Source organism: Edwardsiella tarda ATCC 15947 = NBRC 105688, from assembly GCF_003113495.2.
Classification (GTDB): domain Bacteria; phylum Pseudomonadota; class Gammaproteobacteria; order Enterobacterales; family Enterobacteriaceae; genus Edwardsiella; species Edwardsiella tarda.
On the sequence record NZ_CP084506.1, the window covers coordinates 2450815 to 2475387 of the forward strand.

At 62.8% G+C, this 24573-nt stretch carries 19 protein-coding genes; 12 read left to right on the forward strand and 7 right to left on the reverse strand.

Translation table 11 applies throughout. From position 1 onward, the window contains the following. Nucleotides 1–8 precede the first annotated feature (8 nt). The gene (ppx, locus tag DCL27_RS11415) at nt 9–1538 is read left to right on the forward strand and encodes an exopolyphosphatase (RefSeq protein WP_035596685.1); all 1530 of its coding nucleotides are present in this window, start codon (nt 9–11) and stop codon (nt 1536–1538) included. Nucleotides 1539–1673: 135 nt separating this feature from the next. Here ppx and phoR read toward each other — a convergent pair whose 3' ends face one another. Further along, nucleotides 1674–2972 (reverse strand): phosphate regulon sensor histidine kinase PhoR, encoded by a 1299-nt coding sequence (phoR, locus tag DCL27_RS11420; protein ID WP_068869897.1) that lies wholly within the window; start codon nt 2970–2972, stop codon nt 1674–1676. Nucleotides 2973–2998: 26 nt separating this feature from the next. Continuing rightward, complete coding sequence (gene phoB / locus DCL27_RS11425) at nt 2999–3688, reverse strand: phosphate response regulator transcription factor PhoB (RefSeq protein ID WP_005296578.1); 690 nt, start codon at nt 3686–3688, stop codon at nt 2999–3001. 189 nt (nt 3689–3877) lie between these two features. Between phoB and sbcD the strand changes: the two genes are divergently transcribed. Then, nucleotides 3878–5107 carry an exonuclease subunit SbcD gene (gene sbcD / locus DCL27_RS11430; protein ID WP_005283742.1) on the forward strand — a complete coding sequence of 410 codons (1230 nt, stop codon included), beginning with the start codon at nt 3878–3880 and terminating at the stop codon, nt 5105–5107. After that, nucleotides 5104–8805: an SbcC/MukB-like Walker B domain-containing protein gene (locus DCL27_RS11435; RefSeq protein ID WP_035600278.1), complete on the forward strand. Its 3702-nt coding sequence runs from the start codon at nt 5104–5106 to the stop codon at nt 8803–8805. The genes sbcD and DCL27_RS11435 overlap by 4 nt, the downstream gene beginning before the upstream one ends. A 53-nt stretch (nt 8806–8858) precedes the next feature. Here DCL27_RS11435 and DCL27_RS11440 read toward each other — a convergent pair whose 3' ends face one another. The 3 genes from DCL27_RS11440 to mak form a co-directional block, all read right to left on the reverse strand. After that, a complete protein-coding gene (locus DCL27_RS11440; protein WP_005283733.1) occupies nt 8859–9206 on the reverse strand; it encodes a DUF1294 domain-containing protein in 348 nt (115 codons plus the stop codon). 109 nt (nt 9207–9315) lie between these two features. After that, nucleotides 9316–9786 carry a GyrI-like domain-containing protein gene (locus DCL27_RS11445; protein WP_005283729.1) on the reverse strand — a complete coding sequence of 157 codons (471 nt, stop codon included), beginning with the start codon at nt 9784–9786 and terminating at the stop codon, nt 9316–9318. 66 nt (nt 9787–9852) lie between these two features. Beyond that, nucleotides 9853–10758, reverse strand: a complete 906-nt coding sequence (gene mak / locus DCL27_RS11450) for a fructokinase (RefSeq protein ID WP_035600280.1) — start codon at nt 10756–10758, stop codon at nt 9853–9855. 122 nt (nt 10759–10880) lie between these two features. Between mak and rdgC the strand changes: the two genes are divergently transcribed. Both rdgC and DCL27_RS11460 read left to right on the forward strand, forming a co-directional pair. Continuing rightward, entirely contained in the window at nt 10881–11792 is a 912-nt protein-coding gene (gene rdgC / locus DCL27_RS11455; protein WP_035600282.1) for a recombination-associated protein RdgC, read from the forward strand. Between the two features lie 19 nt (nt 11793–11811). Beyond that, nucleotides 11812–12285 carry an NUDIX domain-containing protein gene (locus tag DCL27_RS11460; RefSeq protein WP_035600283.1) on the forward strand — a complete coding sequence of 158 codons (474 nt, stop codon included), beginning with the start codon at nt 11812–11814 and terminating at the stop codon, nt 12283–12285. 2 nt (nt 12286–12287) lie between these two features. On the opposite strand, the gene ppnP is transcribed toward DCL27_RS11460, so the two are convergent. Together ppnP and DCL27_RS11470 are read right to left on the reverse strand one after the other, a co-directional pair. After that, the gene (gene ppnP / locus DCL27_RS11465) at nt 12288–12578 is read right to left on the reverse strand and encodes a pyrimidine/purine nucleoside phosphorylase (RefSeq protein ID WP_005283718.1); all 291 of its coding nucleotides are present in this window, start codon (nt 12576–12578) and stop codon (nt 12288–12290) included. Nucleotides 12579–12635: 57 nt separating this feature from the next. Continuing rightward, nucleotides 12636–12773 (reverse strand): hypothetical protein, encoded by a 138-nt coding sequence (locus DCL27_RS11470; protein ID WP_005283715.1) that lies wholly within the window; start codon nt 12771–12773, stop codon nt 12636–12638. Nucleotides 12774–12909: 136 nt separating this feature from the next. Here DCL27_RS11470 and DCL27_RS11475 point away from each other — a divergent pair, with 136 nt between their 5' ends. From DCL27_RS11475 to trhP, 7 genes are all read left to right on the forward strand, one after another. Next, entirely contained in the window at nt 12910–14142 is a 1233-nt protein-coding gene (locus DCL27_RS11475) for an MdtA/MuxA family multidrug efflux RND transporter periplasmic adaptor subunit (protein WP_035600284.1), read from the forward strand. Then, on the forward strand, nt 14139–17270 hold the full coding sequence (locus DCL27_RS11480; protein ID WP_109691502.1) for an MdtB/MuxB family multidrug efflux RND transporter permease subunit: 3132 nt from the start codon (nt 14139–14141) through the stop codon (nt 17268–17270). The genes DCL27_RS11475 and DCL27_RS11480 overlap by 4 nt, the downstream gene beginning before the upstream one ends. Next, nucleotides 17267–20359, forward strand: coding sequence for a multidrug efflux RND transporter permease subunit MdtC (mdtC, locus tag DCL27_RS11485; RefSeq protein ID WP_109691501.1), 3093 nt, complete (start codon nt 17267–17269; stop codon nt 20357–20359). Before DCL27_RS11480 ends, mdtC begins: the two co-directional genes overlap by 4 nt. Beyond that, entirely contained in the window at nt 20356–21729 is a 1374-nt protein-coding gene (gene baeS, locus DCL27_RS11490; RefSeq protein ID WP_035596406.1) for an envelope stress sensor histidine kinase BaeS, read from the forward strand. The genes mdtC and baeS overlap by 4 nt, the downstream gene beginning before the upstream one ends. A gap of 81 nt (nt 21730–21810) precedes the next feature. Then, nucleotides 21811–22542, forward strand: a complete 732-nt coding sequence (gene baeR / locus DCL27_RS11495; RefSeq protein WP_035596407.1) for an envelope stress response regulator BaeR — start codon at nt 21811–21813, stop codon at nt 22540–22542. A 152-nt stretch (nt 22543–22694) separates the two neighbouring features. Then, entirely contained in the window at nt 22695–23033 is a 339-nt protein-coding gene (locus DCL27_RS11500; RefSeq protein ID WP_005283698.1) for a YegP family protein, read from the forward strand. A 135-nt stretch (nt 23034–23168) separates the two neighbouring features. Then, on the forward strand, nt 23169–24530 hold the full coding sequence (gene trhP / locus DCL27_RS11505) for a prephenate-dependent tRNA uridine(34) hydroxylase TrhP (protein ID WP_035596411.1): 1362 nt from the start codon (nt 23169–23171) through the stop codon (nt 24528–24530). The last annotated feature ends 43 nt before the right edge of the window (nt 24531–24573 follow it).

Genomic DNA, 24573 nt, shown 5'->3' on the forward strand with positions numbered 1-24573 from the left:
TGCCGCCTATGCCGCTGATTCCCTCTTCGCCCCGTCCGCAGGAGATCGCCGCCGTCGATCTCGGCTCTAACAGCTTTCACATGGTGATCGCCCGCGTCGTCAACGGCGCGCTACAAATCCTGGGACGGCTCAAGCAGCGCGTCCACCTCGCCGATGGCTTGGATGATCAGCAGCGACTGAGTGAGGAGTCGATGGCACGCGGCTTGGCCTGCCTGGCGCTGTTCGCCGAACGCCTACAGGGCTTCCCGGCGGAGAACGTCTGCATCGTCGGTACCCATGCCCTGCGGCAGGCGGATAACGCCCAAGAGTTTCTTAAACGCGCCGCCAAGGTGATCCCCTACCCCATCGAGATCATCTCCGGCCATGAGGAGGCGCGCCTGATCTTTATGGGCGTCGCCCACACGCAGCCGGAGAAGGGCCGCAAGCTGGTCATCGACATCGGCGGGGGGTCGACGGAGATGGTGATCGGCGAAGACTTTGATCCGCTGCTGGTCGAGAGCCGGCGTATGGGCTGCGTCAGCTTCGCCCAACAGTTCTTCGCCGGTGGGGTGATTACCCCCGCCAACTTCCAGCGTGCCCGTCTGGCGGCGGCGCAGAAGCTGGAGAATATGGCCTGGCAGTATCGCATTCAGGGGTGGAATGCCGCGTTGGGTGCCTCCGGTTCGATCAAGGCGGCCTATGAGGTGCTGGTGGCGATGGGCGAGAAGGATGGGTTAATCACCCCGGCGCGGCTGGCGATGTTGTGCGACGAGGTGCTGCGCTACCCACGGGTCGATGCGCTGCGCCTACCCGGCCTCTCCGAGGAGCGGCGCCAGGTCTTCGTCCCCGGCCTCGCCATCCTCTGCGGCGTGTTCGATGCCTTGGCGATCAAACAGTTGCGCCTGTCTGACGGCGCACTGCGCGAAGGGGTGTTGTATGAGATGGAGGGGCGCTTCCGCCACCAGGATATCCGGAGCCGTACCGCGCATAGCCTGGCGGAGCACTACAACATCGATCGCGAACAGGCGCAGCGCGTCCAGGCCAGCGTTCGTCAACTGTACGCGCAGTGGATGGCGCAAAACCCGCGCCTGGCCCATCCACAGCTGGAGGCGTTGCTCAACTGGGCGGCCGCGCTGCATGAGGTGGGCCTGAGCATCAACCACAGCGGCATGCAGCGTCACTCCGCCTATATCTTGCAATACACCAACCTCCCCGGTTTCACTCAGGAGCAGCAGTTGATGCTGGCGACGCTGGTTCGCTGCCAACGCAAGGCATTGCGTCTGGCGGATCTGCCACGCTTCGCCCTGTTCAAGAAGAAGCAGTATCTGCCGCTGATCCAGATCCTCCGCCTCGCGACCCTACTCAATAACCAGCGTCAGGCCACCACACCACCCCAGACTCTCCAATTAGAAACCAGTGGACTCCAGTGGGTGCTGCGCTTCCCCGCCCATTATCTGCGACAAAACAGCCTGATGCAGTTAGATCTGGAGAAGGAGCAAGCTTATTGGCGCGATGTCGAAGGCTGGGGGCTGATCATCGAGGAGTTAACCCCCGCCTAGACGCCGCCGCTGCGTGCACCATTGCCCAGCGAGTCGGATGACGGCCAGCGCCGCTCCCCCCGCCGGGCAGAAAGGGAGGCGGACGCTGAGCCCGCCAAGAGCAAGAGAGGGATGAACCGGCCTCGCCCTGCGGCATCAGCGCGGATCGGCGCTCACCACCAGATGGCTCGGCAGGGTGAAGGCGAAACAGCTCCCCTGGCCTACGATGCTGCTGATCTCCAACTGTGCATCGTGATGCTGCAAGGCATGCTTGACAATCGCCAGCCCCAATCCGCTACCGCCGGTACGGCTCGAGCGGGAACGATCGACACGGTAAAACCGCTCGGTCAGACGGCTCAGGTGCTCGTTGGCGATCCCCGGGCCATTATCACGGACCGTGAAGCGCGCACCCTGCGGCGTACGCTGCCAACTTACCGTGATCTCACTGCCCGGCGGCGTATGATTCAACGCGTTATACACCAAGTTGGAGACCGCGCTACCGAGCTGCTCTTCGTTGCCGCGTACCCGTAGCGTCTCGTCGATGATAAAGCGCAGGGTGTGACGACCGTCGCTGAGGGAGTGCGCCTCGCGCTCCAGCAGATGGAGCCGCGCCGGTACATCCACCAGCGCGTTGAGGTCGATGTGCGGCGCCGCCTCGATACGCGACAACACCAGCAGTTGCTGTACCAGACCATCCATGCGCCGCGTCTGCGCCTGCATGGTGGCGAGCGCCTTCTCGCGCTGGGCCGCCGGCATCTCGTCGCTACCGAACATCTCCAGATAGCCCTGTAACACCGTCAGCGGTGTACGTAACTCATGGCTGACGTTGGCGAAGAAGTTACGCCGCGCGCCCTCCAGCTGACGCGTCTGCGTCACATCACGCGCGATCATCAACAGCTGCCCCTCGCTATAGGGCATCAGCCGAAACTCCATGTAGCGTCCGCTATTTAGGTGCAGCGTCAACGGCTGGCTATAGTCGGCCGAGGTCAGATACGCGCTAAACTCGGGATAACGCAGCAGGTTGCGGATATTCTGACCGTTGTCCTCCGGCCAGCGAAAGCTGAGTAGGTGTTGGGCCAGTTGGTTACACCAGAAGATATTGCCCTCATCGGTCAGCATCACGATGGCATCGGGCAGCGACTCCGCCCCACTACGGAAGCGTTTAATCAACAGCGTCAACTCACGCCGCCGCCGTCGATTGCGCTGCTGCATCTGATACAGCCCATAGAACAAGGGCTCCCAGCTGCCGCGTCCACTCGGGGGGGTCATGCTGCGATCCACCCATAACCAGTGCGAGAGGCGTAATTGGTTCCACCCCTGCCACAGCCACAACAGGCAGAGCGCCAACAGCAGGAACCAGGACCAGTAACCGAACAGCGCACCGAGCAACAAGGCCGGCACACAGCACAAGAGCAGCTCGGCGAGCAGCGTCTTCCAGGATAGTTTATCAAGCACAGTCAGGACTCCATCGCCTGCGGCAATCAGAAACGGGCGGAGAAGCGGTAGCCAGTGCCCCGCACGGTCTGTACCATGCGATCGTGGCCGCTGCTCTCCAACGCCTTACGCAAGCGGCGAATATGGACATCGACGGTACGATCCTCTACATACACGTTAGTGCCCCAGACATGATTGAGCAACTGCTCGCGGCTATAGACGCGCTCGGGATGTGTCATAAAGAAGTGCAACAATTTGAACTCGGTCGGCCCCATCTCCAGCGGCGCCTCATCGGCCATCACCCGATGCGAGACCGGGTCGAGGCTCAACCCCTGTAGGGTGATGGTCTCCTCCAGCGCCATCGGCGAGATGCGGCGCATCACCGCCTTGATACGCGCGACCAGCTCCTTGGGCGAGAACGGCTTGATGATGTAATCGTCGGCCCCCACCTCCAGGCCCCGCACCCGATCCTCCTCCTCGCCGCGCGCCGTCAGCATCATCACCGGAATATCACGCGTGGCCGGTTCACGCTTCAGATGCTTAATCAACTGAATGCCGGAGCCGCCCGGGAGCATCCAATCCAACAGGATGAGGTCGGGATAGGGTTCGCACAGCCGGCTCAACGCACCGTCGTAACTCTCCGCTTCCAGCGGCTGATAGCCGTTCTGCTCTAAAACGAAACTCACCATTTCCCTGATGGGGGTTTCATCTTCCACGACTAAAATGCGTCTGGCCATATCGACTTCCCAGGTAATTGTCATTCGTCCGCAATTATGCGTCATTTTTATGACAGATTTATGAAAAAAGCGTAATGCCGTGTGCCCTCGACGAGGGGTGCCTTGGCGCGCCCCATACCCACCGCGTATACTGAGCGCCATCGCTTCCGCCCGCCCACGCGGGCACGCCACCCGTTGCCAAGGGACTCCATGCGTCTACTCCATACTTCCGACTGGCATCTTGGCCAGCACTTCTACGGCAAGAGCCGGGCCGATGAACACCGGGCATTTCTCGACTGGCTGCAGCAACAGGCCGAGCAGCATCGCGTCGATGCCATCATCGTCGCCGGTGATCTGTTTGATACCGGCACGCCCCCCAGCTACGCCCGCGAGCTGTACAACCGCTTCGTGGTGGCACTCCAGGCGAGCGGTTGCCAACTGATCGTCCTCGCCGGTAACCACGACTCCGTGGCGACCCTCAATGAGTCGCGCGATCTGTTGGCCTGCCTACATACCCAGGTGATCAGCCATGCCCAGCCTGACGACGCGCCGCTGCTGCTCACTCAGCGCGATGGCTCGCCCGGCGCCATCCTGTGTCCGGTGCCTTTTCTCCGCCCGCGCGATCTGCTACGTAGCCAGGCCGGTCAGTCGGCAGACGATAAACAGTTCGCGTTACAGCACGCCATCAGCGAACACTACCAGAACCTGTATCAACGCGCCGTGACGCTACGCCAGACGCTGGGACAGGATCTGCCGATCGTCGCCACCGGTCATCTGACCGCCATCGGCGCCAGTCGCTCCGAATCGGTACGCGACATCTACATCGGATCGCTGGATGCCTTGCCGCTCAGCGCCTTCCCGCCAGCCGACTATATCGCCCTGGGGCATATCCACCGGCCACAGCGTGTCGGCCGCGCCGAGCACATTCGCTACAGCGGCTCGCCGATCCCGCTCAGTTTCGACGAGTTGGGCAGCGCCAAGAGTGTCTGCCTGGTTGAGCTGAACGCCCAGGGATTACAGGCAATCACCCCTCTGGCGGTTCCCCAGAGCCAACCGATGCGCCTGCTGAAGGGGAATCTGGCCGAGATCGGCGCCGCCCTGGAGGCATTACGCGACCAGGCGACGGAGAAACCGATCTGGCTAGACATCGAGATCGATAGCGACGGCTGGCTCAGCGACGCCGAGCGCACCTTGCAGCAGCAGGCGGCGAGCCTACCGGTGGAGATCCTGCTGCTACGCCGCAGCCGAGAGCAGCGCCAACGCGCCTTAACCATGCAGGCGGGTGAAACCCTGAGTGAACTGACGCCCGACGAGGTCTTTAATCGCCGCCTGGCGCTGGAGTCAGAGGGCGATGCGACACAGCAGGCACGCGCGCGGCAACTGTTTCAGCAGGTGTGTCACGAGATCGAACTGGCCCAACCTGGGGAGGCGTCGGCATGAGGATCCTGAGTCTACGCTTTAAAAACATCAACTCGCTGCGCGGCGAATGGAAGATCGACTTCAGTGCCCCACCATTCTGCGACAGCGGACTGTTCGCCATCACCGGCGCCACCGGTGCCGGGAAGACGACGCTACTCGACGCCATCTGCCTGGCGCTGTATCACCAGACGCCACGCCTGGACACCATCTCCGCCAGCCAGAATGAATTAATGACCCGAGGCACCGCCGAGTCGCTGGCCGAGGTCGAGTTCGAAGTCAAAGGGGTCGGCTACCGAGCCTTCTGGAGCCAGCGCCGCGCCAATCAGCGCCCGGATGGGAAGCTGCAGGCCCCCCGTGCCGAGCTGGCTCGCCTCGATGATGGCACCATCCTGTGTGACAAGATCAACGACAAGCTAAAACGCGTCGCCGAACTGACCGGCCTCGACTTTGGCCGCTTCACCAAGTCGATGATGCTGTCCCAGGGGCAATTCGCCGCCTTTCTCAATGCCGATGCCGGTAAACGTGCCGAGCTGTTAGAGGAGCTGACGGGTACCGAGATCTACGGCCAACTCTCCAGCGCCGTCTTCGAACACTTTAAGCAGGCTAAGCTCGAACTGGAAACGCTGCGCGAGCGGGTGGCCGGCGTCGCGTTGCTCAGCGAGGAGCAACGTGCCGCACTGCAAGGTGAGCTGCAACAGGGACAACAGCAGGAGCAGCAGTTAGGCGCTCAGCTCGCGCAGGCGCAACAGCAACAGGCCTGGTTACGGCGCCAACAAGAGCATCGGCAGGCGCTGAGCCAGGCCGAAGCGTTAGCGGCACAGGAACAGCAGCATTGGCTATCGATCCAGCCGCAACTGACACGTCTCGCGCAAGCCGAACCGGCGCTGCGTCTACACCCGCACTACCAAGGGTGGACTCAGGCCGAACAGGATCTACGCCAAGCCGTCGAGCATCAACAGCAACTGGCCGACCAACTCGCGGCACTACACCGCCAGCAGGCCCCCCTGCAGCAGGCATTACAGCAGGCACTCGACGAGCAGCAGTGCTTCCGCCAACGGCGCGACGCGACGCAGACGTTGATTAACCAACAGGTCGTGCCGCTCGATCACGCGCTCGGAAAGCTGGAGGAGGCGGAGCGGCAACGCGCGCAACAGTGCCAAGAGAGCCTCGAGCAACAGCAGCGTCTACACCAGCAGCAACAGCAACTCGCGGCACAACGCCAGGCGTTACAGCACGAATATGATGCCCTGCAACGGCAACGGGCGGCGACGAGTACACATGCCCAATGGAGCGAGCGCCTCGCGCGCTGGCAGGTGTGGTTCGAACAGCGCGCCACCCTGAGCGCCGAGGCACAGCGATACGCGGATCTCCTAGCCCGCCAGGCGGCGGAGGCGAGCGAGATCCAGCGTCAACACGCCGCGCAGCAACAGGCGCTGCACACCCAGCAGCAGGCCGAACAGCAGCTACGCCAGGCTCACCAGGCGCTGGAGGCCGAGCTACAGGCCTGGCAACGGCGCTATCCGCCTGCCCGGCTGGCCAGCGAGCGAGCCGCCCTGCAACGGGGGGATGATGCCCGTCAGCAGTTGATCGCCCTGCAGCCCCTGGCGCAGCAAGAGATCGCCCAAATCGCGACACTCACCTCGCGCCTGGAGGCGCTGCAGCAGGAGCAGCAACAGCTGGCGCAACAGTTGGCAGAGAAACGGCGTCACTACGGCGAAAAGCGCCAGCATCTGCTCGATCTGGAGCGACAGATCGCGCTCCAACAACGCCTCATCACGCTGGAGGCCGAGCGTGCCCATCTGGTCGACGGAGAGCCCTGTCCGCTGTGCGGTGCCACCGAGCATCCCCTGGCGAGCGATGCCCCGCGCCCCTCGCTCGACGAGAGCCAACAACGGCGCGATCGCCTCAGTCAGGAGGTCGAGCGTCTCGGGCAAGAGGGGAGCGCGCTGAGCGAGCGCGACCGTCAGATCAGCGCGCAACACAGCCAGCTGAGCGCCGAACGCCAGCAGCTCAAACAGCGCCTGACGCAGCACCGGGCGCGCTGGCAACAGCACTGCACCGAGATCGCCGTGACGCTGCCTCTCGATGAGGCCACGGCGCTCGCTGACTACCTACAGCAATGTAGTGCTCAGGCGCGCGAGCTGGATCAGCGTCAACACCAAGGCGAGACGCTCGAACAACGCCTTCGCCAGGCACACGATGGTCTGACTCAGGCAAGCCTAAACGTGGCTCAGGCGCAACATGCATTAGGGTTATTGGCCCAACAGCAGCAGGCGTTAACCCGCCAGCAACAAGAGAGCACACAGCAACGACGCACGCTGGCGCAGCAACTGGAGACGCTGCAACGACAGATCAGCGCCGATCTGGACGAATGCGATCTCGAGGTGCCCACGGCGCAGCAGAGCGAGGCCTGGCTGGCCGAGCGCCGGGCCGAGCGACAGCGCTGGCAACAAGGCGAGGCGCGCGAACAACAGCTGCAACAACAACGCCTGACCTGCGACGAGCAGTGGCGCCAACGCCAACAACAACTCGACGAGCTGCAACAGCGCCACCAGGTGTTGCTGCGCGAGCATCAGGCGTTAGTCGCACAACACGCGTCACAGCAGGCGCAACGCCAAACCCTGCTCGATGGCCAGTCCGTCGCTCAGGTGCAAGCGGAACTGCAACGCCAGGAACACGCGTGGGAACAGCGCGTCAGCGAAGCACAGCACGCCAGCCTACGCTGGCAACAACAGCATGAGCGACTCAACGGTGAGCTGGCGGCGGCCCAACACCACCACCACACCTTGACGCAACGCCTCGCGACATTACAGCAGCAGTGGCAGACGGCGCTCGCCGCCTCCCCCTTCGACGATGAGGCGGCGTTCCTCGCCGCCAGATTGAGCCAGGAGGAGTCGCAGCGCCTCGGCGCCCTGCGCGACGACGGCCAACGCCGCTGTCAGCAGAGTGCGGCGTTACTGGCGGCGGCACGCCAAGCCTGGCAGGACGGCGAGGCGACCCGCCCGGCGGCGCTGTGCGTCACCGAGGACGACCCCGATCTGAGCCAACGCTGCGCCGATCTGGCCCAACGCCTCCGCCAACTTGGCCGCACGCTGGGTGAGCGACAGCAACAACTGCACAGCGATGAACAACGGCGCCTCAGCCTACAAGGCTGGCTCGACGAGATCGGCCAACGGGAGCGGGCGTATCAAGAGTGGGGCTATCTGAATCAGTTGATCGGCTCCAGCAGCGGTGACAAGTTCCGCAAGTTCGCCCAAGGACTGACGCTGGATCACCTGGTCTATCTCGCCAACCGGCAACTGATGCGCCTGCATGGACGCTATCAACTGCGGCGGCGCGAAGGCGACACCCTGGAGCTGGAGGTCGTCGATACCTGGCAGGCGGATGCGCGGCGCGACACGCGCACCCTCTCCGGGGGGGAGAGTTTCCTGGTCAGCCTGGCGTTGGCATTGGCGCTATCGGATCTGGTCAGCCACAAGACCCGCATCGACTCGCTGTTCCTCGACGAGGGCTTCGGTACGCTCGATGCCGAGACGCTGGATACCGCGCTGGACGCCCTCGATACCCTGAACGCCAGCGGTAAGACCATCGGCGTGATCAGCCATATCGACGCGATGAAGGAGCGTATCCCGTTACAGATCCGGGTGAAGAAGATCAATGGGCTGGGTTTCAGCCGCCTAGACAGTCGCTACCGGGTGGCGGGCGACGCCGCCGACTAAGGCCGGGGGCCGCTGGCGCGTTCACTGCGTGGGGGCCTCAGAGCCCCCACGCCCTACAACAACCAACGCCCATACAGGCCATACCACAACGCCAGCAACAACAGGAGATTGGCCACCACCGACAGCATGAAGGCGTTCCGGAATGCCGCCTTGCGCGTCTTATGACGAAACAGCCACTGGCCGAGCAATCCGCCGGGCCAGCCCCCCACGACGCCGAGTCCCAGCAGGGTACGCTCGGGGATCCGCCGCCACTGCCGCTGCGCCGCCAGTTTGTCGCCGCCATACAGCGAGAAGGTCAACAGATTCACCAGCGCCAAACCATACCAGGCGGGGTGAGCGGTCAGTAGGCAGATCCCTAACAGCAACGCCAGCGCGCCGCAACAGAGCAGTGTTGGTTTCATTCAGTTGCAATAAATTGTGATAAATTTCACTTATATTCGCGCGTCTCGGCGCAAAGTACAATTGGCGCGCCGTCGACGCCCCCCTCCGCTCGGCGAAATCCGCACATATTCACCCTTTTACCACCGGTACGCCCAACTCCAACTGCCACTCGCCAGTGAGGCGGCCATCGTTAAGGTAACGCTCGAAGCAGGGCCCCCCGCTCGGGCGATAGCCACTGGCAGGCAGTTGCTCGGCGAACAACGCCATCCAGGGGGTGGCGAAGTCATGTTGAGTGACCTGTACCGCGGCCAACGCATACTGGCCCGCTGCCAGCGTCAAGCGGCGGACCCCGGCGTCGTCGGCATCGGCGGGCAACGGCACATCCGGCGCTGCCGCCAGGGCGACATCCACCCGCAACGCCTCGGGCGCCACCTGCTGGGGATTATCGTAATAGATAGCCATCCACTCCCCAGACAGATGGTGACGCTCCGCCCAGGCCATTAAACGCGTAAACCCCTCGGACAGGGTGTGCTCCAACGGCCCGACTAAACGCAAGGCGAACAGCGGCCGCGCCGCCAACATCTCGATCTGTAATGTCATATCCGCTTCTCCTGTGTTAGGCGCCACCGAGCGACGCCACATGACTCCCACGAACAGGCCGACGGCTCAGAGCGGCCATAGCCAGGCCGCACCGCGAACGCCACTGGCATCGCCATGCTGTGCCTGGCGGATCGGGGTACGGCACTCACCGCCGAAAACCCAGGGGGTGATCAGATCGGGCAGGGTCTGATAGAGGCGCGTCACATTGCTCATGCCGCCCCCCAGCACGATCACATCGGGGTCGAGAATATTGATGATTTGCGCCAACGCCCGAGCCAGACGCCGCTCGTAACGGACGATGGTCGCCTGGGCCAACGCCTCACCCGCCGCGACACGCGCCATGATCTGCGCGCCATCGAGCGCCTCCCCGCCCAAACGCCGGTAATCGGCGCAGAAGGCGCTACCGGAGGCGAAGGTCTCGATGCAGCCCGCTTTCCCGCAATAGCACGGGGTGGCGGCGGCGATGGCGCGCTCCTCGTCATCCAGCCACGGTAGCGGATTGTGACCCCACTCGCCGGCGATGCCATTCCCGCCCGCATGCACCCGGCCCTCTAGGGCGATGCCGGCACCACAACCGGTGCCGATAATCACCGCGAAGACCACCCGAGCGCCAGCCGCCGCGCCATCCGTCGCCTCGGAGACCGCCAGACAGTTGGCGTCGTTAGCCAGACGAACCTCTCGCCCCAGACGGCGCGCGAGATCGGCATCCAAGCGTGACCCATTCAACCAGGTCGAGTTGGCGTTCTTCACCCGGCCGCTGAAGGGTGAGAGCGTACCGGGAATACCGACGCCGACCGTACCCTGTTGACCGCACTGCTGCTCGGCCTCCTCCACCAGCGACGCGATCGCCGCCAGCGTGGCAGCATAATCGTCGCGAGGCGTCGCCACGCGCCGCCGGAACAGGGTCTCTCCCTGCTCGCTCAGGGCCTGTGCCTCAATCTTCGTCCCACCTAAATCAATGCCGATCCGCATCCGTCGCTCCTCATTTACCGCGTCTCTCTCCGTCATAGTAGCGGAGTTTTCCCGTGAAGAAACGGGGAGAATTCGCTATCATCACGCCTGCTATTATCTCCCTAAATTCTGGAAAAATGCCCATGCTATGGTTTAAGAACCTGTTGATTTACCGTCTGAACCGTGAAACCCCGCTGGTCGCGCAGGAGATGGAGTCCCAACTCAGCGCCATGGCATTTACTCCCTGTGGCAGCCAGGATATGTCTCGCACCGGCTGGGTTCCCCCACTCGGTGGCGACAGCGATGCCCTGACCCACTGCGCCAACGGTCAGATCCTGCTGTGCGCCCGTAAAGAAGAGAAGATCCTGCCGGCCCCCGTCCTCAAGCAGGCGCTGCAAGCCAAGATCGAGCGCCTGGAGGCGGAGCAACACCGTAAGCTGAAGAAGACCGAAAAGGATGCGCTTAAGGATGAGGTGTTGCACAGCCTGTTGCCGCGCGCCTTTAGCCGCTTCAATCAGACCTGGTTGTGGATCGATACGCTCAATCAGCGCATCATGCTGGACGCCGCCAGCGCCAAGCGGGCGGAAGACGTGCTGGCGCTGCTGCGTAAGAGCCTCGGCTCCCTGCCGGTCGTGCCCTTGACGCTGGAGGATCCCATCGAGCTGACCCTGACGGAGTGGGTACGCAGCGGGAATACCCCGGCGGGCTTTAGCTTACAAGATGAGGCCGAGTTAAAGGCCATCCTGGAAGAGGGGGGCGTGATCCGCTGTAAACAGCAGGAGCTGGTCAGCGACGAGATCGCCGTCCACATCGAAGCCGGTAAGCTAGTGACCAAGCTGGCGCTGGACTGGCGCGAACGTGTCCAGTTGGTGCTGGCCGACGACGGCGCCCTCAAACGCCTCAAGTTCGCCGATACCCTGCGCGATCAGAATGAGGATATCGATCGGGACGATCATGCCGCCCGCTTCGATGCCGACTTCACCCTGATGAGCGGCGAACTGGCGATACTGATCGACGAGCTGATCACCGCGCTGGGCGGTGAGGCGCAAGGCTAACACAGAGAGGAGCGCGCCGATGGCCGCACATGGGCAGATCTTTCACGCCGTCTATCTGATCCTAGAGCGTCAGGGGCGCTTCCTGTTGGCGCGCCGTGCCAACACCGGCTTCGCCGATGGCTGCTGGTCACTGCCGGCCGGGCATGTCGAGGCGGGCGAGTCCGCCAGTCAGGCGCTGGTGCGCGAGGCGCAGGAAGAGATCGGCCTGACGCCGCAGGTGGCGGCGCTACGGCATGTCTATACCTTGCACCGGCGCAGCCCCGATCGCACTTATGTCGATCAATGGTTCTATCTGGCCGATGACGCCGCCGTGGTGGAGAATACTGAACCGCACAAATGCAGCGCGCTCGCCTGGTATGCGCCCGATGCGCTACCGGAAACGACCCTGCCCTATGTGCGTAAGGTATTGGCGGAGTTTCGCCACTGCCATTATGGCGAGATGGGATTTGCCGACGAGACGCTAGGCGGCGCCACGCGCCGCCCTCGCGCCTGACGTTAACGACTCAGATACTTACACAGGTAGGCGCTAGGCTCCGCCACCTGTAGGTTGAACTCGCTGTGTCCCGGAATGAAGAAGGTCTCCCCGGGCGTAAAAACCTGCCAATCGGGTGCGCCGGGGATCAATACCCGCAACGCCCCGGTCACCACCGTCATCTCTTCAGGCCTGTCCGTCGAGAAGGTATACTCCCCCTTCTCCATGACCCCCACGCTGGCACGGCCGATTGTGCCGCTATCATAGCCGATCGACTTCACTTTCCCTGCAAAATACTCATTCACATTCAGCATAGTGTGGCCTCTTTCCCGCTAGTGGTTTTCTCATCTTGGGCAAAAAAAGCCTGGCTGTCACCCTGTTCCGTTCAAGGTGCGATCGCCGACACGCGGCGACGCGGCGAACGCTGAAAAAAACGCCACTTTCACGCCCTGACATCCCTGCTCGCCTATCCGGCTGGCGTTCGCAGCGCGACGGCGCACGATTTTCATATTTCCTCCATTTTGCCGCCGGATGAAACGGCTACAATAGGCGCCAGGCCGTCGCGCGTATCGCCCGAGCGATTCGTGCCCCGTGATTGATTAATGGATGCCGCCCGTCGGCTGGAAGCAGGAGAGTTTCCCTACTATGAATGTCATGTCCGCCCTGACCTCCCGACGCGCCCGGCGTATCGGGTTCAGCCTGCTCCTGATCGCCCTGTTCCTCTTTGCCTGGCGGCAGCTCGCACAGCCGAATACCCCCGCCAGTAGCAGCACCAGTCAGCCCGGCGCAAAACGCGCCAATACCGGGTCGCGCGGCAACGGACAACCGCTGCCGGTACAGGCGGCCAGCGTGCGTAGCGCCACGATCGACAGTTACCTCGATGGACTGGGTACCGTCGTCGCCTCCAATACCGTTACCGTACGCAGCCGCGTCGATGGCCAACTGATGAAGCTGCATTTCACCGAGGGGCAGCAGGTACAGGCCGGCGATCTGCTGGCGGAGATCGATCCCCGTCCCTTCCAGATCCAACTGCAACAGGCCCAGGGTGCCCTGGCGCGTGATCAGGCGTTGCTGGATAACGCCCGGCGCGATCTGGCGCGTTATCAACGCCTGGCCAAAGATAATCTGGTGTCGCGCCAAGAGTTGGACACGCAGGCCTCGCTGGTCGCTCAGGCCCAGGCTAGCCTGGTCAGTGATCGGGCTAACGTCGCCAACGCCGAACTCCAGCTCGACTACAGCCGCATCCGCGCGCCGAGCGCCGGGCGCGCCGGGCTACGCCAGGTCGACGAGGGCAACTACATCAGCAGCGCGGACAGCAACGGACTGGTGGTGCTCACCCAGACTCATCCTATCGATGTGCTGTTCACCCTGCCAGAGGGCGAGATCCCTCGCCTACAACAGGCCCAGCAACAGCCGGGGGCGCTCTTGGCCGAGGCGTGGGATCGCGGCAACCGCCAGCGGCTGGCGACGGGGCGTCTGCTTAGTCTGGATAACCAGATCGATACCAGCACCGGCACCCTGAAGATCAAGGCGCGCTTCGACAATCAAGACGATCGCCTCTTTCCCAACCAATTCGTCAATCTGCGCCTCCAGATCGCCCGCCAGCAACCGGCGTTGCTGGTCCCCGCCGCCGCGGTGCAGACCGGGCGCGAGGGGCGCTTCGTCTGGCTCGTGGATGCACAGCAGCGCGTTCACCAACGTCCGATTCGCGTCGGAGAGCGCGACGGCGATGCGCTGGTGGTGTTACAGGGGCTGCAACCCGGCGAGCGGGTGGTCACCGACGGTATCGATCGGCTGACGGAGAATGCCCGCGTTGAGATCATCGCCGCCCGTCGCACAGGCGCGACGGACGACAGCCAGGATGCCACACGCCCATGAGTCGACATGCCACACCCGCACTCCCGCCCGGCGGCGGCCCATCACGCCCGTTTATCTTGCGCCCGGTCGCCACCACCCTGCTGATGATCGCCATCCTGCTGGCTGGCCTGGTCGCTTACCGCGCACTGCCGGTGTCGGCGCTGCCGCAGGTCGACTACCCGACCATCCAGGTCGTCACCCTCTACCCCGGCGCCAGCCCCGACGTCACTGCCTCGGCCATCACCGCACCGCTCGAGCGCCAGTTCGGTCAGATGTCCGGCCTGCAACAGATGTCCTCGCAAAGCAGCGGCGGCGCCTCGGTGATCACCCTACAATTCCGCCTCTCGCTGGCGTTGGATGTGGCTGAACAGGAGGTACAGGCGGCGATCAACGCCGCTACCAATCTCCTGCCGAACGATCTGCCTTATCCGCCGATCTACAGCAAGGTGAACCCGGCGGATCCACCGATCCTGACACTGGCGGTCACCTCCGATGCCCTTAGCCTGCCGCAGGTAGAAGATCTGGTCGAAACACGCCTGTCGCAGAAGATCGCCCAGGTTGGCGGCGTCGGCCTGGTCACCCTGGCGGGGGGACAGCGCCCCGCGGTACGCGTGCGGCTCAACAGCGCCGCGGCCGCCGCCTATGGCCTGAGCAGCGAGGCGATCCGTAGCGCCATCGCCAGCGCTAACGTCAATTCGCCGAAGGGAAGTCTGGACGGCCCGACACGCGCCATCACCCTCAATGCCAACGACCAGCTGCGTTCACCGCAGGAGTATCAGGCGCTGATCGTCGCCTACCGCAACGGAGCGCCGGTCTATCTGCGCGATATCGCCACCGTTGAGCAAGGGGCGGAGAACAGCCAATTGGCGGCATGGTCCGATAACCATCCGGCGATAATCCTCAACGTGCAACGCCAGCCCGGTGCCAACGTCATCGCCACCGCCGACGCGGTGCTGGCGCTGCTGCCCCAGTTACGTACCGCGCTCCCCGCCGCCGTCACACTCTCGGTATTGAACGACCGTACCCAGACGATCCGCGCCTCGGTCAGCGACGTCCGTCATGAGCTACTCCTGGCCATCGCCTTGGTGGTGATGGTGATCTACCTGTTCCTGCGCAATCTGCCCGCCACGCTGATCCCCGGCGTGGCGGTCCCGCTGTCGCTGGTCGGCACCTTCGCCGTCATGTATTTCTTGGGATTCTCCATCAATAACCTGACGCTGATGGCGTTAACCATCGCCACCGGCTTCGTGGTGGATGACGCCATCGTGGTGATCGAAAACATCGAGCGCCATCTGGAGAATGGCGAGCCGCCGCTAACCGCTGCCCTGAAGGGGGCCGGCGAGATCGGCTTCACCATCATCTCGTTGACCTTCTCACTGATCGCCGTGCTGATCCCACTGCTGTTTATGGGCGACATCATCGGCCGTCTGTTCCGCGAATTCGCCGTCACGCTGGCGGTGGCGATCCTGATCTCGGCGCTGGTCTCGCTGACCCTGACGCCGATGATGTGCGCCCGGCTGCTGAGTCAGGCGCGTCTACGCCGCCAAAACCGCTTCTCACTGGCCTGTGAGCGCCAGTTTCAGCGGCTGATCATCGCCTATGGCCGAGCCCTGAGCGTGGCCCTGCATCATTCGCGCCTCACCCTAGCGATCGCCGGGCTTACCCTGGTGCTGACGGTATTGCTCTATCTGTGGATCCCCAAAGGCTTCTTCCCATTGCAGGACAACGGCCTGATCCAGGGGACGGTATACGCGCCCCAATCCATCTCGTTTAGCGCCATGGCCGAGCGCCAACGCCAGCTAAGCGAGGCGTTGCGCCGCGATCCCGACGTGGCCAGCGTCAGCGCCTTTGTCGGCGTCGATGGGGTCAACCCGACGCTAAACAGCGGACGAATACAGATCGTCTTGAAGCCGCTGGCCGCGCGAGACGATCGCATCGACCGCATCATCCCGCGTCTCCAGGCACTGGCGTCCCACGTCGAGGGCATCAGCCTCTACCTCCAACCGGTGCAGGACATGACCATCGATACCCTGCCGGGGCGCGCCCGCTACCCCTTCACCCTGCAGGCCGTATCGCTCGATGAGTTGCAGACCTGGGTGCCGCGCCTTCAGGCCCGCCTCGCCCAGTCACCGCTGTTACGCGACGTGAACAGCGACTGGCAGGATCGCGGGCTGGTCGCCTTCGTCAACGTCAATCGTGACAGCGCCAGTCGTCTCGGGATCAGCATGCAGGACGTGGATAACGTGCTGTATAACGCCTTCGGCCAGCGCTTGATCTCCACCATCTATACCCAGTCCAACCAGTATCGGGTGGTACTGGAGCAGGATAACGCCGACGCCCATGGTCTGGCCACCCTGCAGCGTATCTACCTGACGGCGGCCGATGGACGGGCGATCCCGCTGGCCAGCCTCGCCAGCATCGAACAGCGTCATGGCTTACTGGCGATCAACCATCTCGATCAGTTTCCGTCGGCCACCCTCTCCTTCAACGTCCCCGAGGGCTATACCCTGGAGCAGGCCATCGCCGAGATCGACGCGGCGCGTCAGGCCATCGGCATGCCAGCCGACATCACCCTGCACTTTCAGGGGGCTGCGCTCGCCTTTCAGAGCGCGTTAAGCAGCACGCTGTGGCTGATCCTGGCGGCCATCGTGGCGATGTATATCGTACTGGGTATTCTGTATGAGAGTTTTATCCACCCGATCACCATTCTCTCCACCCTGCCGTCGGCCGGGGTCGGCGCCCTGTTGGCGTTACAGCTCTACGGGCAGGAGTTGGACGTCATCGCCATCATCGGCATCATCTTGCTGATCGGCATCGTCAAGAAGAACGCCATCATGATGATCGACTTCGCCCTGGCGGCGGAGCGCCAGCAAGGCATGACGCCGCGCGACGCCATCTATCAGGCCTGCTTGCTGCGTTTCCGCCCGATCCTGATGACGACCCTGGCGGCGTTGCTCGGTGCCTTGCCGCTGATGTTTAGCCAGGGCGTCGGGGCGGAACTGCGCCAGCCGCTAGGGATCGGCATGGTCGGCGGGCTGATCGTCAGCCAAGTGCTGACCCTCTTTACCACTCCGGTGATCTATCTGGCCTTCGACCGTCTGGCACGCCATCCGCGCCGCACCGCCCCCCGCCCGGAGACGGCAGAATGAGAGGCTTCGCCCTGTTCATCGATCGCCCGGTCGCCACCACGTTGTTGGCGCTGGCGATCACCTTAGCCGGGGTGCTCGGCCTACGTCTGTTGCCGGTGGCGCCGCTGCCGCAGGTCGACTTCCCGGTGATCATGGTCTCCGCCTCGCTGCCGGGCGCCTCGCCCGAAACCATGGCGGCCTCGGTCGCCACACCGTTGGAGCGTGCGTTGGGACGTATCGCCGGCATCAACGAGATGACCTCCAGCAGCAGCCTAGGCAACACCCGTATCATCTTGCAATTCGATCTCGATCGCGACATCGATGGGGCGGCGCGCGATGTACAAGGGGCGCTTAACGCCGCGCAAAGCCTACTGCCCTCGGGGATGCCCTCGCGCCCACGCTACCGCAAGGCCAATCCCTCCGACGCCCCCATCGCCATCCTGACGCTCACCTCGACGCGTTATAATCAGGGGGAGTTGTACGATCTGGCCTCAACGCGTCTGGCTCAGAAGATCGCCCAGATCGACGGGATCGGCGATGTCACGGTGGGGGGGAGCTCGCTGCCGGCGGTGCGCATCGACCTTGATCCCGATGCCCTGTTCAACCAAGGCGTCTCGCTGGATGCGGTGCGTCAAGCCATCGCGTCGGCCAACGTGCGTCGTCCTCAGGGAGCCGTCGCCGACGCGCAGCAACGCTGGCAGTTACAAGCCAACGATGCCCTGATGCAGGCGCAGGCGTATCGACCGTTAATCATTCATTACCGCGACGGCGCGGCGGTGCGCCTGCAAGATGTCGCCCAGGTGAGTGACGACGTCGAGGACGTACGCAATGCCGGGATGAGCAACGGCGAACCGGCGATCCTGATCATGATCCGGCGCAGCGCCGACGCCAACATCATCGAGACGGTGGATCGGCTACGCCAGAGTCTACCGGCGTTACGCGCCATGCTGCCCGCCGCGGTCAACCTCGACATCGCCCAGGAGCGCACCCCGACCATCCGCGCCTCGCTGCGCGAGGTCGAGCAGTCCCTCGCCATCGCCGTCGGCCTGGTGATCCTGGTGGTCTTCCTGTTTCTACGCTCGACACGCGCCACCCTGATCCCGGCGGTGACGGTACCGATCTCGCTGATCGGCACCTGTGCCGCCATCTACCTGTGTAGCTTCAGCCTGAATAACCTCTCCTTGATGGCGTTAACCATCGCTACCGGCTTCGTGGTGGATGACGCCATCGTGGTGCTGGAGAACATCGCCCGTCACATCGAGAACGGCCTGCGCCCACGCCAGGCGGCGCTGGTGGGGGTCCGCGAGGTGGGGTTCACCGTCTTTGCCATCAGCCTGTCGCTGGTGGCGGTCTTCATCCCCCTGCTGTTCATGGGAGGGGTCCCCGGACGCCTATTCCACGAGTTCGCCGTCACCCTCTCCGTCGCCATCGCCCTGTCACTCCTGATCGCGCTGACCCTGACGCCGATGATGTGCGCCCGTCTGCTGCGCGCCACAACGACACACTCGACGCGACCGGCAGGCGTCCTAGGCCGGCTACTGGCGCGCCTGCGTCAAGGCTATGCCAGCTCCCTGAACTGGACGCTGGATCACGCGCGTTGGGTGCTCTTGCTGTTACTGGCGGTGATCGGACTCAACATCGGGCTCTACATCGCCATCCCCAAGGCCTTCTTTCCGCAGCAGGATACCGGGCGCCTGATGGGCTTCATCCAGGCCGATCAGAGCATTTCGTTCCAGGCGATGCGCGGCAAGCTGCAAGATTTTATGCGTATCGTTCGCGCCGATCCCGCGGTGGAGAACGTCACCGGCTTCACCGGGGGAGCCCGCACCAACAGTGGCCTGATGTTTATCGCCCTCAAGCCCCTGAGCGAACGCGCAGACGACGCCCAGCAGGTGATCGCCCGCCTACGCAGCCAGTTGGCGCAGGAACCGGGGGCTAATCTGTTCCTGATGGCGGTGCAAGACATTCGCGCCGGAGGACGCCAGGGCAACGCCAGCTACCAATACACCCTGTTGTCAGACGATCTCGCCGTGCTGCGCCAGTGGGAGCCAACGATCCGTGAGGCGTTCGCCGAGCTGCCGCAACTGGCCGACGTCAGCACCGATCAGCAGGATAAGGGGAGTGAGATGCTGCTGACCTACGATCGCCAGGCCATGGCGCGTCTGGGGATCAGCGTCCAGCAGGTCAATACCCTGCTGAACAACGCCTTCGGCCAACGCCAGATCTCCACCCTCTATCAACCCCTCAACCAGTATCATGTGGTGATGGAGGTCGACGCCCGCTATGCCCAAGATGAGCGCGCCCTCAGCAAGATGTTCGTCATCAATCAGGCCGGGCAGCCGATCCCGCTGGCCGAGTTCGCCCGCTGGCAGCCCGCCGATGCGCCGCTGGCCGTCAATCACCAGGGGCTGAGTGCGGCGACAACCATCTCCTTCAACCTGCCGCCGGGGGTGACGCTCGCCGAGGCGAGTCGCGCCATCGAGCGCGCCATGACGGCGCTGGGTACGCCGCCCTCGCTGCGTGGCAGCTTCGCCGGTACCGCCCTGCTGTTCCAGCAGGCACAGAGCAGCCAACTGTGGCTGATCCTGGCCGCCATCGCCACGGTGTATATCGTGTTGGGGATACTGTATGAAAGCTATATTCACCCGTTGACCATCCTGTCGACCCTGCCGTCGGCCGGAGTCGGCGCGCTGCTGGCGCTGATGCTGTTCCAGGCCCCCTTCAGCCTGATCGCGCTGATCGGCATCCTGCTGCTGATCGGCCTGGTGAAGAAGAATGCTATCCTGTTGGTCGACTTCGCCCTGACGGCGCAACGCGAGCAGGGATTGAGTGAGCGCGCCGCCATCCATCAGGCCTGCCTGCTGCGCTTCCGCCCCATCATGATGACCACACTGGCCGCCCTGTTCGGCGCGCTGCCGCTGGCCTTTAGCTATGGCGACGGCGCCGAACTACGCCAGCCGCTAGGCATCACCATCGTCGGCGGCCTGCTGGTCAGCCAGGCGTTGACGCTGTACACCACCCCGGTGGTCTACCTGTACATGGCACGACTGCGGCGCCGCTTTAGTCGGCAGCGCACGTTGCCACCCCTGGCGCACAAGGAGGACGCATGAGGCTCGGTATTTCCGCCAAACTCTTTCTGACCATTCTCTCCACCTGCATTCTGGTATTGATCATCATGCACTGGGGGGTCCGCATCAGTTTCGAGCGGGGGTTTATCGACTACATTCGTCACGGTAACGAGCAGCGCGTCCAATTGATGTCCAGCGAGTTGGAAACGCTATACGCGGGTCAAGGCAACTGGCGTTTCCTGCGCCACAATGAGCGCCTGATCATGAGTATCATGCGTGACATCGAGCAGAACAACAACCAACACGTCAACCTGCCGCCCCATGGCTGGCGCACCCCCTTCTGGGTATTGGATGCCGAGGGTAAACGCCTGGTTGGCCCATCGGGCAAACTGCCCCATGATGGCATTCGTAGCGCGGTACGCTACCAAGGGGCGGTAGTCGGTTGGGTATTGACCACCCCACCCGACCGGCTAACACGTAACGCCGACATCAACTTCGACCGCCAACAACGTCGTACCAGTTGGTTTATCGTCGCCCTCGCGACGTTGCTGGCCGCGGCGGTGACGCTGCTGCTCGCGCGCGGCATGTTGGCGCCGGTCAAACGGCTGATCAATGCCATGCACCAGCTCGCCGCCGGTAACTTCGCCACCCGTGTCGAGGTCAGTAGTCGCGACGAATTGGGCCAATTGGCGCAAGACTTCAATCAGCTGGCGACCACGCTGGAGCGCAATGAGCAGATCCGGCGCGCATTGATGGCCGACGTCTCCCATGAGCTACGTACGCCACTGGCGGTGCTGCGCGGTGAGCTAGAGGCGCTGCAAGATGGTGTGCGCCGCCTGACGCCCGACTCGCTGATCTCGTTACAGGCCGAGGTCAAGACCCTGACCAAGCTGGTCGACGATCTACACCAACTGTCGCTCTCCGATGCCGGCGCCTTGGCCTATCGTAAGCGACCGATCGATGCCTGTGCCCTGGTGCAAGCGGCCGCCGGCGCCTTCCGCGATCGGCTGGCGGATAAGGGAATCCATCTACACGTTCAGCTACCGGAACAGGCTCACGTGTTTGGCGATCCCGATCGCCTACTCCAGCTCTTCAATAACCTCTTTGAAAATAGCCTGCGCTATACCGACGCCAAGGGTGAGCTCCAGATCATCGGCCAACGGGAGAGCGAGACGCTAACGCTGTGCTGGCAGGACAGCGCTCCGGGCGTCAACGATGAACAACTACAGCATATCTTCGAACGCTTCTACCGCGCCGAAGGCTCACGCAGTCGCGCCAGCGGGGGATCAGGATTAGGCCTATCCATCTGCCAAAATATTGTCGCCGCCCACAGCGGGAGCCTGAGCGCCCATCACTCCCCATTAGGGGGCCTGGCGCTGCGTGTGGTATTGCCCTTGGAACCCCTCGCCTGAGTGAACAAGAATTCCCCCGCCGCGCCACGCGACGGGGTATACTGAGACCCTTATCCGTCATCTCGATCCATGAGTAATCCGATGAATCTATTGGCTACCACCCCACTCTTTCCGCCGCCGGAGGGCGCACGTATCCTCATCGTCGAGGATGAACCCAAGCTGGGGCAACTGCTGATCGACTACCTGCTCGCTGCCAGCTACCGCCCCCATTGGCTGAGTCGGGGCGACGAGGTATTACCCCACCTGCAAAACCATCTCTACGATCTGATCCTGCTGGATCTGATGCTGCCCGGTGTCGATGGCCTGACCCTGTGCCGCGAGATCCGTCGTAGCTCCGAGGTGCCGATCGTGATGGTCACGGCGAAGATCGAGGAGATCGACCGCTTGCTGGGCCTTGAGATCGGCGCCGATGACTATATCTGCAAGCCGTATAGCCCACGCGAGGTCGTCGCGCGGGTGAGGACCATCCTACGTCGTTGTGGATTACAGGAGGGCGGTGAAGTCCGCACGCCGCTGCTGATCGACGAACGTCATTTTCAGGCACGCTATCGCCAGCAGACCCTCGACCTGACTCAGGCCGAGTTCCGCCTACTCAAGACCCTCGCGACTCAGCCGGGCTGTGTACTCTCGCGCGAACAACTCCTCAACCATCTGTACGATGACTACCGGGTGGTGACTGACCGCACCGTCGACAGCCACATTAAGAACCTACGCCGCAAGCTGGAGGCGATCGAGCAGGGAGAGCCGCTGATCCGCTCGGTCTACGGTGTCGGTTACCGCTGGGAGGGGCTCCCCTGTCAGATTATCGCCTAGCCCACGGCGTCATATTTTGCATACAATTTTCACACAATCGCCTCCCCGCTTGATGCCGACGCTGCCTATACTTAGAGCGATTCCCGTCACAGTCCACCCGCGCCGCCGCGTGTAGGGTGGAGTGTGGTATCTAGGCAGGTAAGGAGATTCCCATGACCCTGGGTTACTACGAAATCGCACGCACCCACAATGGGCGCTTTCATTTCTGCCTCAAGGCCGGTAATGGTGAGGCTATCCTGCACAGCGAGATGTATGCCACCCGCGCCTCGGTGGAAAACGGTATCCTCTATGTGCAGAGTAACGCCGCTGACGATGCGCAATACGAGTTGTGCTGCGAGGGCGAACAGCCTTACTTTTTACTGCGGGCCAAGAATCATCAGGTGATCGGCCACAGCGAACATTACTGCTCGGAAAGCGCCGCCAGAAAAGGGATCGAGTCGGTGAAAAGAAACGCGCAGAGCCGCGACATCCGCGATCTGAGCCGGGCGTGATAGCACGACGCCTTCACGGCGTCGCTGCCCTCGCGGCGCCTTGATTGTGCTGCCTACGTCAACTCTCTATAATGCCCGCCTTTACTGTAGCCTTCCGCTACAGCCTGACCTGTGATCAGAACAAGAGAGTCGTCTATGTTTACTCCGGAATTACTGTCTCCGGCCGGTTCGCTAAAAAACATGCGTTACGCCTTCGCCTATGGCGCCGACGCGGTGTATGCCGGCCAACCTCGCTACAGCCTGCGCGTTCGCAACAACGAGTTTAACCACGAAAACCTGGCGTTAGGGATCCAAGAAGCCCACGCGCTGGGGAAGAAGTTCTACGTGGTCGTCAACATCGCTCCGCATAACGCCAAGTTGAAAACCTTCCTGCGCGATCTAAAACCCGTCATCGACATGGGGCCAGACGCCCTGATCATGTCTGACCCAGGCTTGATCGCCATGGTACGCGAGGCCTTTCCACAGATGGCGATCCATCTGTCGGTGCAGGCTAACGCAGTAAACTGGGCGACGGTCAAATTCTGGCAACAGATGGGACTGACTCGCGTCATCCTGTCACGCGAGCTGTCGCTGGAGGAGATCGCCGAAATCCGCCAGCAGGTGCCGCAGATGGAGCTGGAAGTCTTCGTACACGGCGCATTGTGCATGGCCTACTCCGGGCGTTGCTTGTTATCGGGCTATATCAACAAGCGCGATCCTAACCAGGGGACCTGCACCAACGCCTGCCGCTGGGAATATAAAGTCCAAGAAGGCAAAGAAGATGAGGTCGGCAACATCGTCCATCAGTATGAGCCGATCCCCGTACAGCAAGTCGAGCCGACGTTGGGCATCGGCGCGCCGACGGATCGGGTCTTCATGCTGGAAGAGAGCATGCGTCCCGGCGAATACATGAGCGCCTTCGAGGATGAGCACGGCACCTATATTATGAACTCGAAGGATCTGCGCGCCATCCAGCATGTCGGCCGCCTGACGGAGATGGGGGTCCACTCGCTGAAGATCGAGGGGCGCACCAAGTCGTTCTACTACTGCGCCCGTACCGCCCAAGTTTACCGCAAGGCGATCGATGACGCCGTCGCCGGTAAACCCTTCGATGCGAGTCTGTTAACCACGCTGGAATCCCTGGCGCATCGCGGCTACACCGAAGGCTTCCTGCGCCGCCACGTGCATGAAGACCAACAGAACTATGACTACGGCTACTCCGTCTCCGAACGCCAACAGTTCGTCGGCGAGCTGACTGGGGCGCGCCGTGACGGCTATGCCGAGGTGCTGGTGAAGAATAAATTCTCCCGTGGCGACAGCCTGGAGTTAATGACGCCACAAGGGAACATCCAATTCACCTTGGACGAGCTGCGCGATAAGCATAACCAACCCAGTGAGGTTGCGCCCGGCAACGGCCACACGGTCTATATTCCATTACCCGCCGAGATCGACCTGGCGTATGCCCTATTGATGCGTAATCTACAGGGTGCCAGCACGCGTAATCCACACGCGCAATAAAATAGAGTTAACGCCGGAATAATTCCGGCTTTTTCCTATTTTT

Coding starts and splice junctions, on each gene's coding strand:
- ppx (WP_035596685.1), top strand. CDS start 9: ATGCCGCTGATTCCCTCTTCGCCCCGTCCGCAGGAGATCGCCGCCGTC.
- phoB (WP_005296578.1), bottom strand. CDS start 3,688: ATGGCCAGACGCATTTTAGTCGTGGAAGATGAAACCCCCATCAGGGAA.
- sbcD (WP_005283742.1), top strand. CDS start 3,878: ATGCGTCTACTCCATACTTCCGACTGGCATCTTGGCCAGCACTTCTAC.
- DCL27_RS11435 (WP_035600278.1), top strand. CDS start 5,104: ATGAGGATCCTGAGTCTACGCTTTAAAAACATCAACTCGCTGCGCGGC.
- DCL27_RS11440 (WP_005283733.1), bottom strand. CDS start 9,206: ATGAAACCAACACTGCTCTGTTGCGGCGCGCTGGCGTTGCTGTTAGGG.
- DCL27_RS11445 (WP_005283729.1), bottom strand. CDS start 9,786: ATGACATTACAGATCGAGATGTTGGCGGCGCGGCCGCTGTTCGCCTTG.
- mak (WP_035600280.1), bottom strand. CDS start 10,758: ATGCGGATCGGCATTGATTTAGGTGGGACGAAGATTGAGGCACAGGCC.
- rdgC (WP_035600282.1), top strand. CDS start 10,881: ATGCTATGGTTTAAGAACCTGTTGATTTACCGTCTGAACCGTGAAACC.
- DCL27_RS11460 (WP_035600283.1), top strand. CDS start 11,812: ATGGCCGCACATGGGCAGATCTTTCACGCCGTCTATCTGATCCTAGAG.
- ppnP (WP_005283718.1), bottom strand. CDS start 12,578: ATGCTGAATGTGAATGAGTATTTTGCAGGGAAAGTGAAGTCGATCGGC.
- DCL27_RS11470 (WP_005283715.1), bottom strand. CDS start 12,773: ATGAAAATCGTGCGCCGTCGCGCTGCGAACGCCAGCCGGATAGGCGAG.
- DCL27_RS11475 (WP_035600284.1), top strand. CDS start 12,910: ATGAATGTCATGTCCGCCCTGACCTCCCGACGCGCCCGGCGTATCGGG.
- DCL27_RS11480 (WP_109691502.1), top strand. CDS start 14,139: ATGAGTCGACATGCCACACCCGCACTCCCGCCCGGCGGCGGCCCATCA.
- mdtC (WP_109691501.1), top strand. CDS start 17,267: ATGAGAGGCTTCGCCCTGTTCATCGATCGCCCGGTCGCCACCACGTTG.
- baeS (WP_035596406.1), top strand. CDS start 20,356: ATGAGGCTCGGTATTTCCGCCAAACTCTTTCTGACCATTCTCTCCACC.
- baeR (WP_035596407.1), top strand. CDS start 21,811: ATGAATCTATTGGCTACCACCCCACTCTTTCCGCCGCCGGAGGGCGCA.
- DCL27_RS11500 (WP_005283698.1), top strand. CDS start 22,695: ATGACCCTGGGTTACTACGAAATCGCACGCACCCACAATGGGCGCTTT.
- trhP (WP_035596411.1), top strand. CDS start 23,169: ATGTTTACTCCGGAATTACTGTCTCCGGCCGGTTCGCTAAAAAACATG.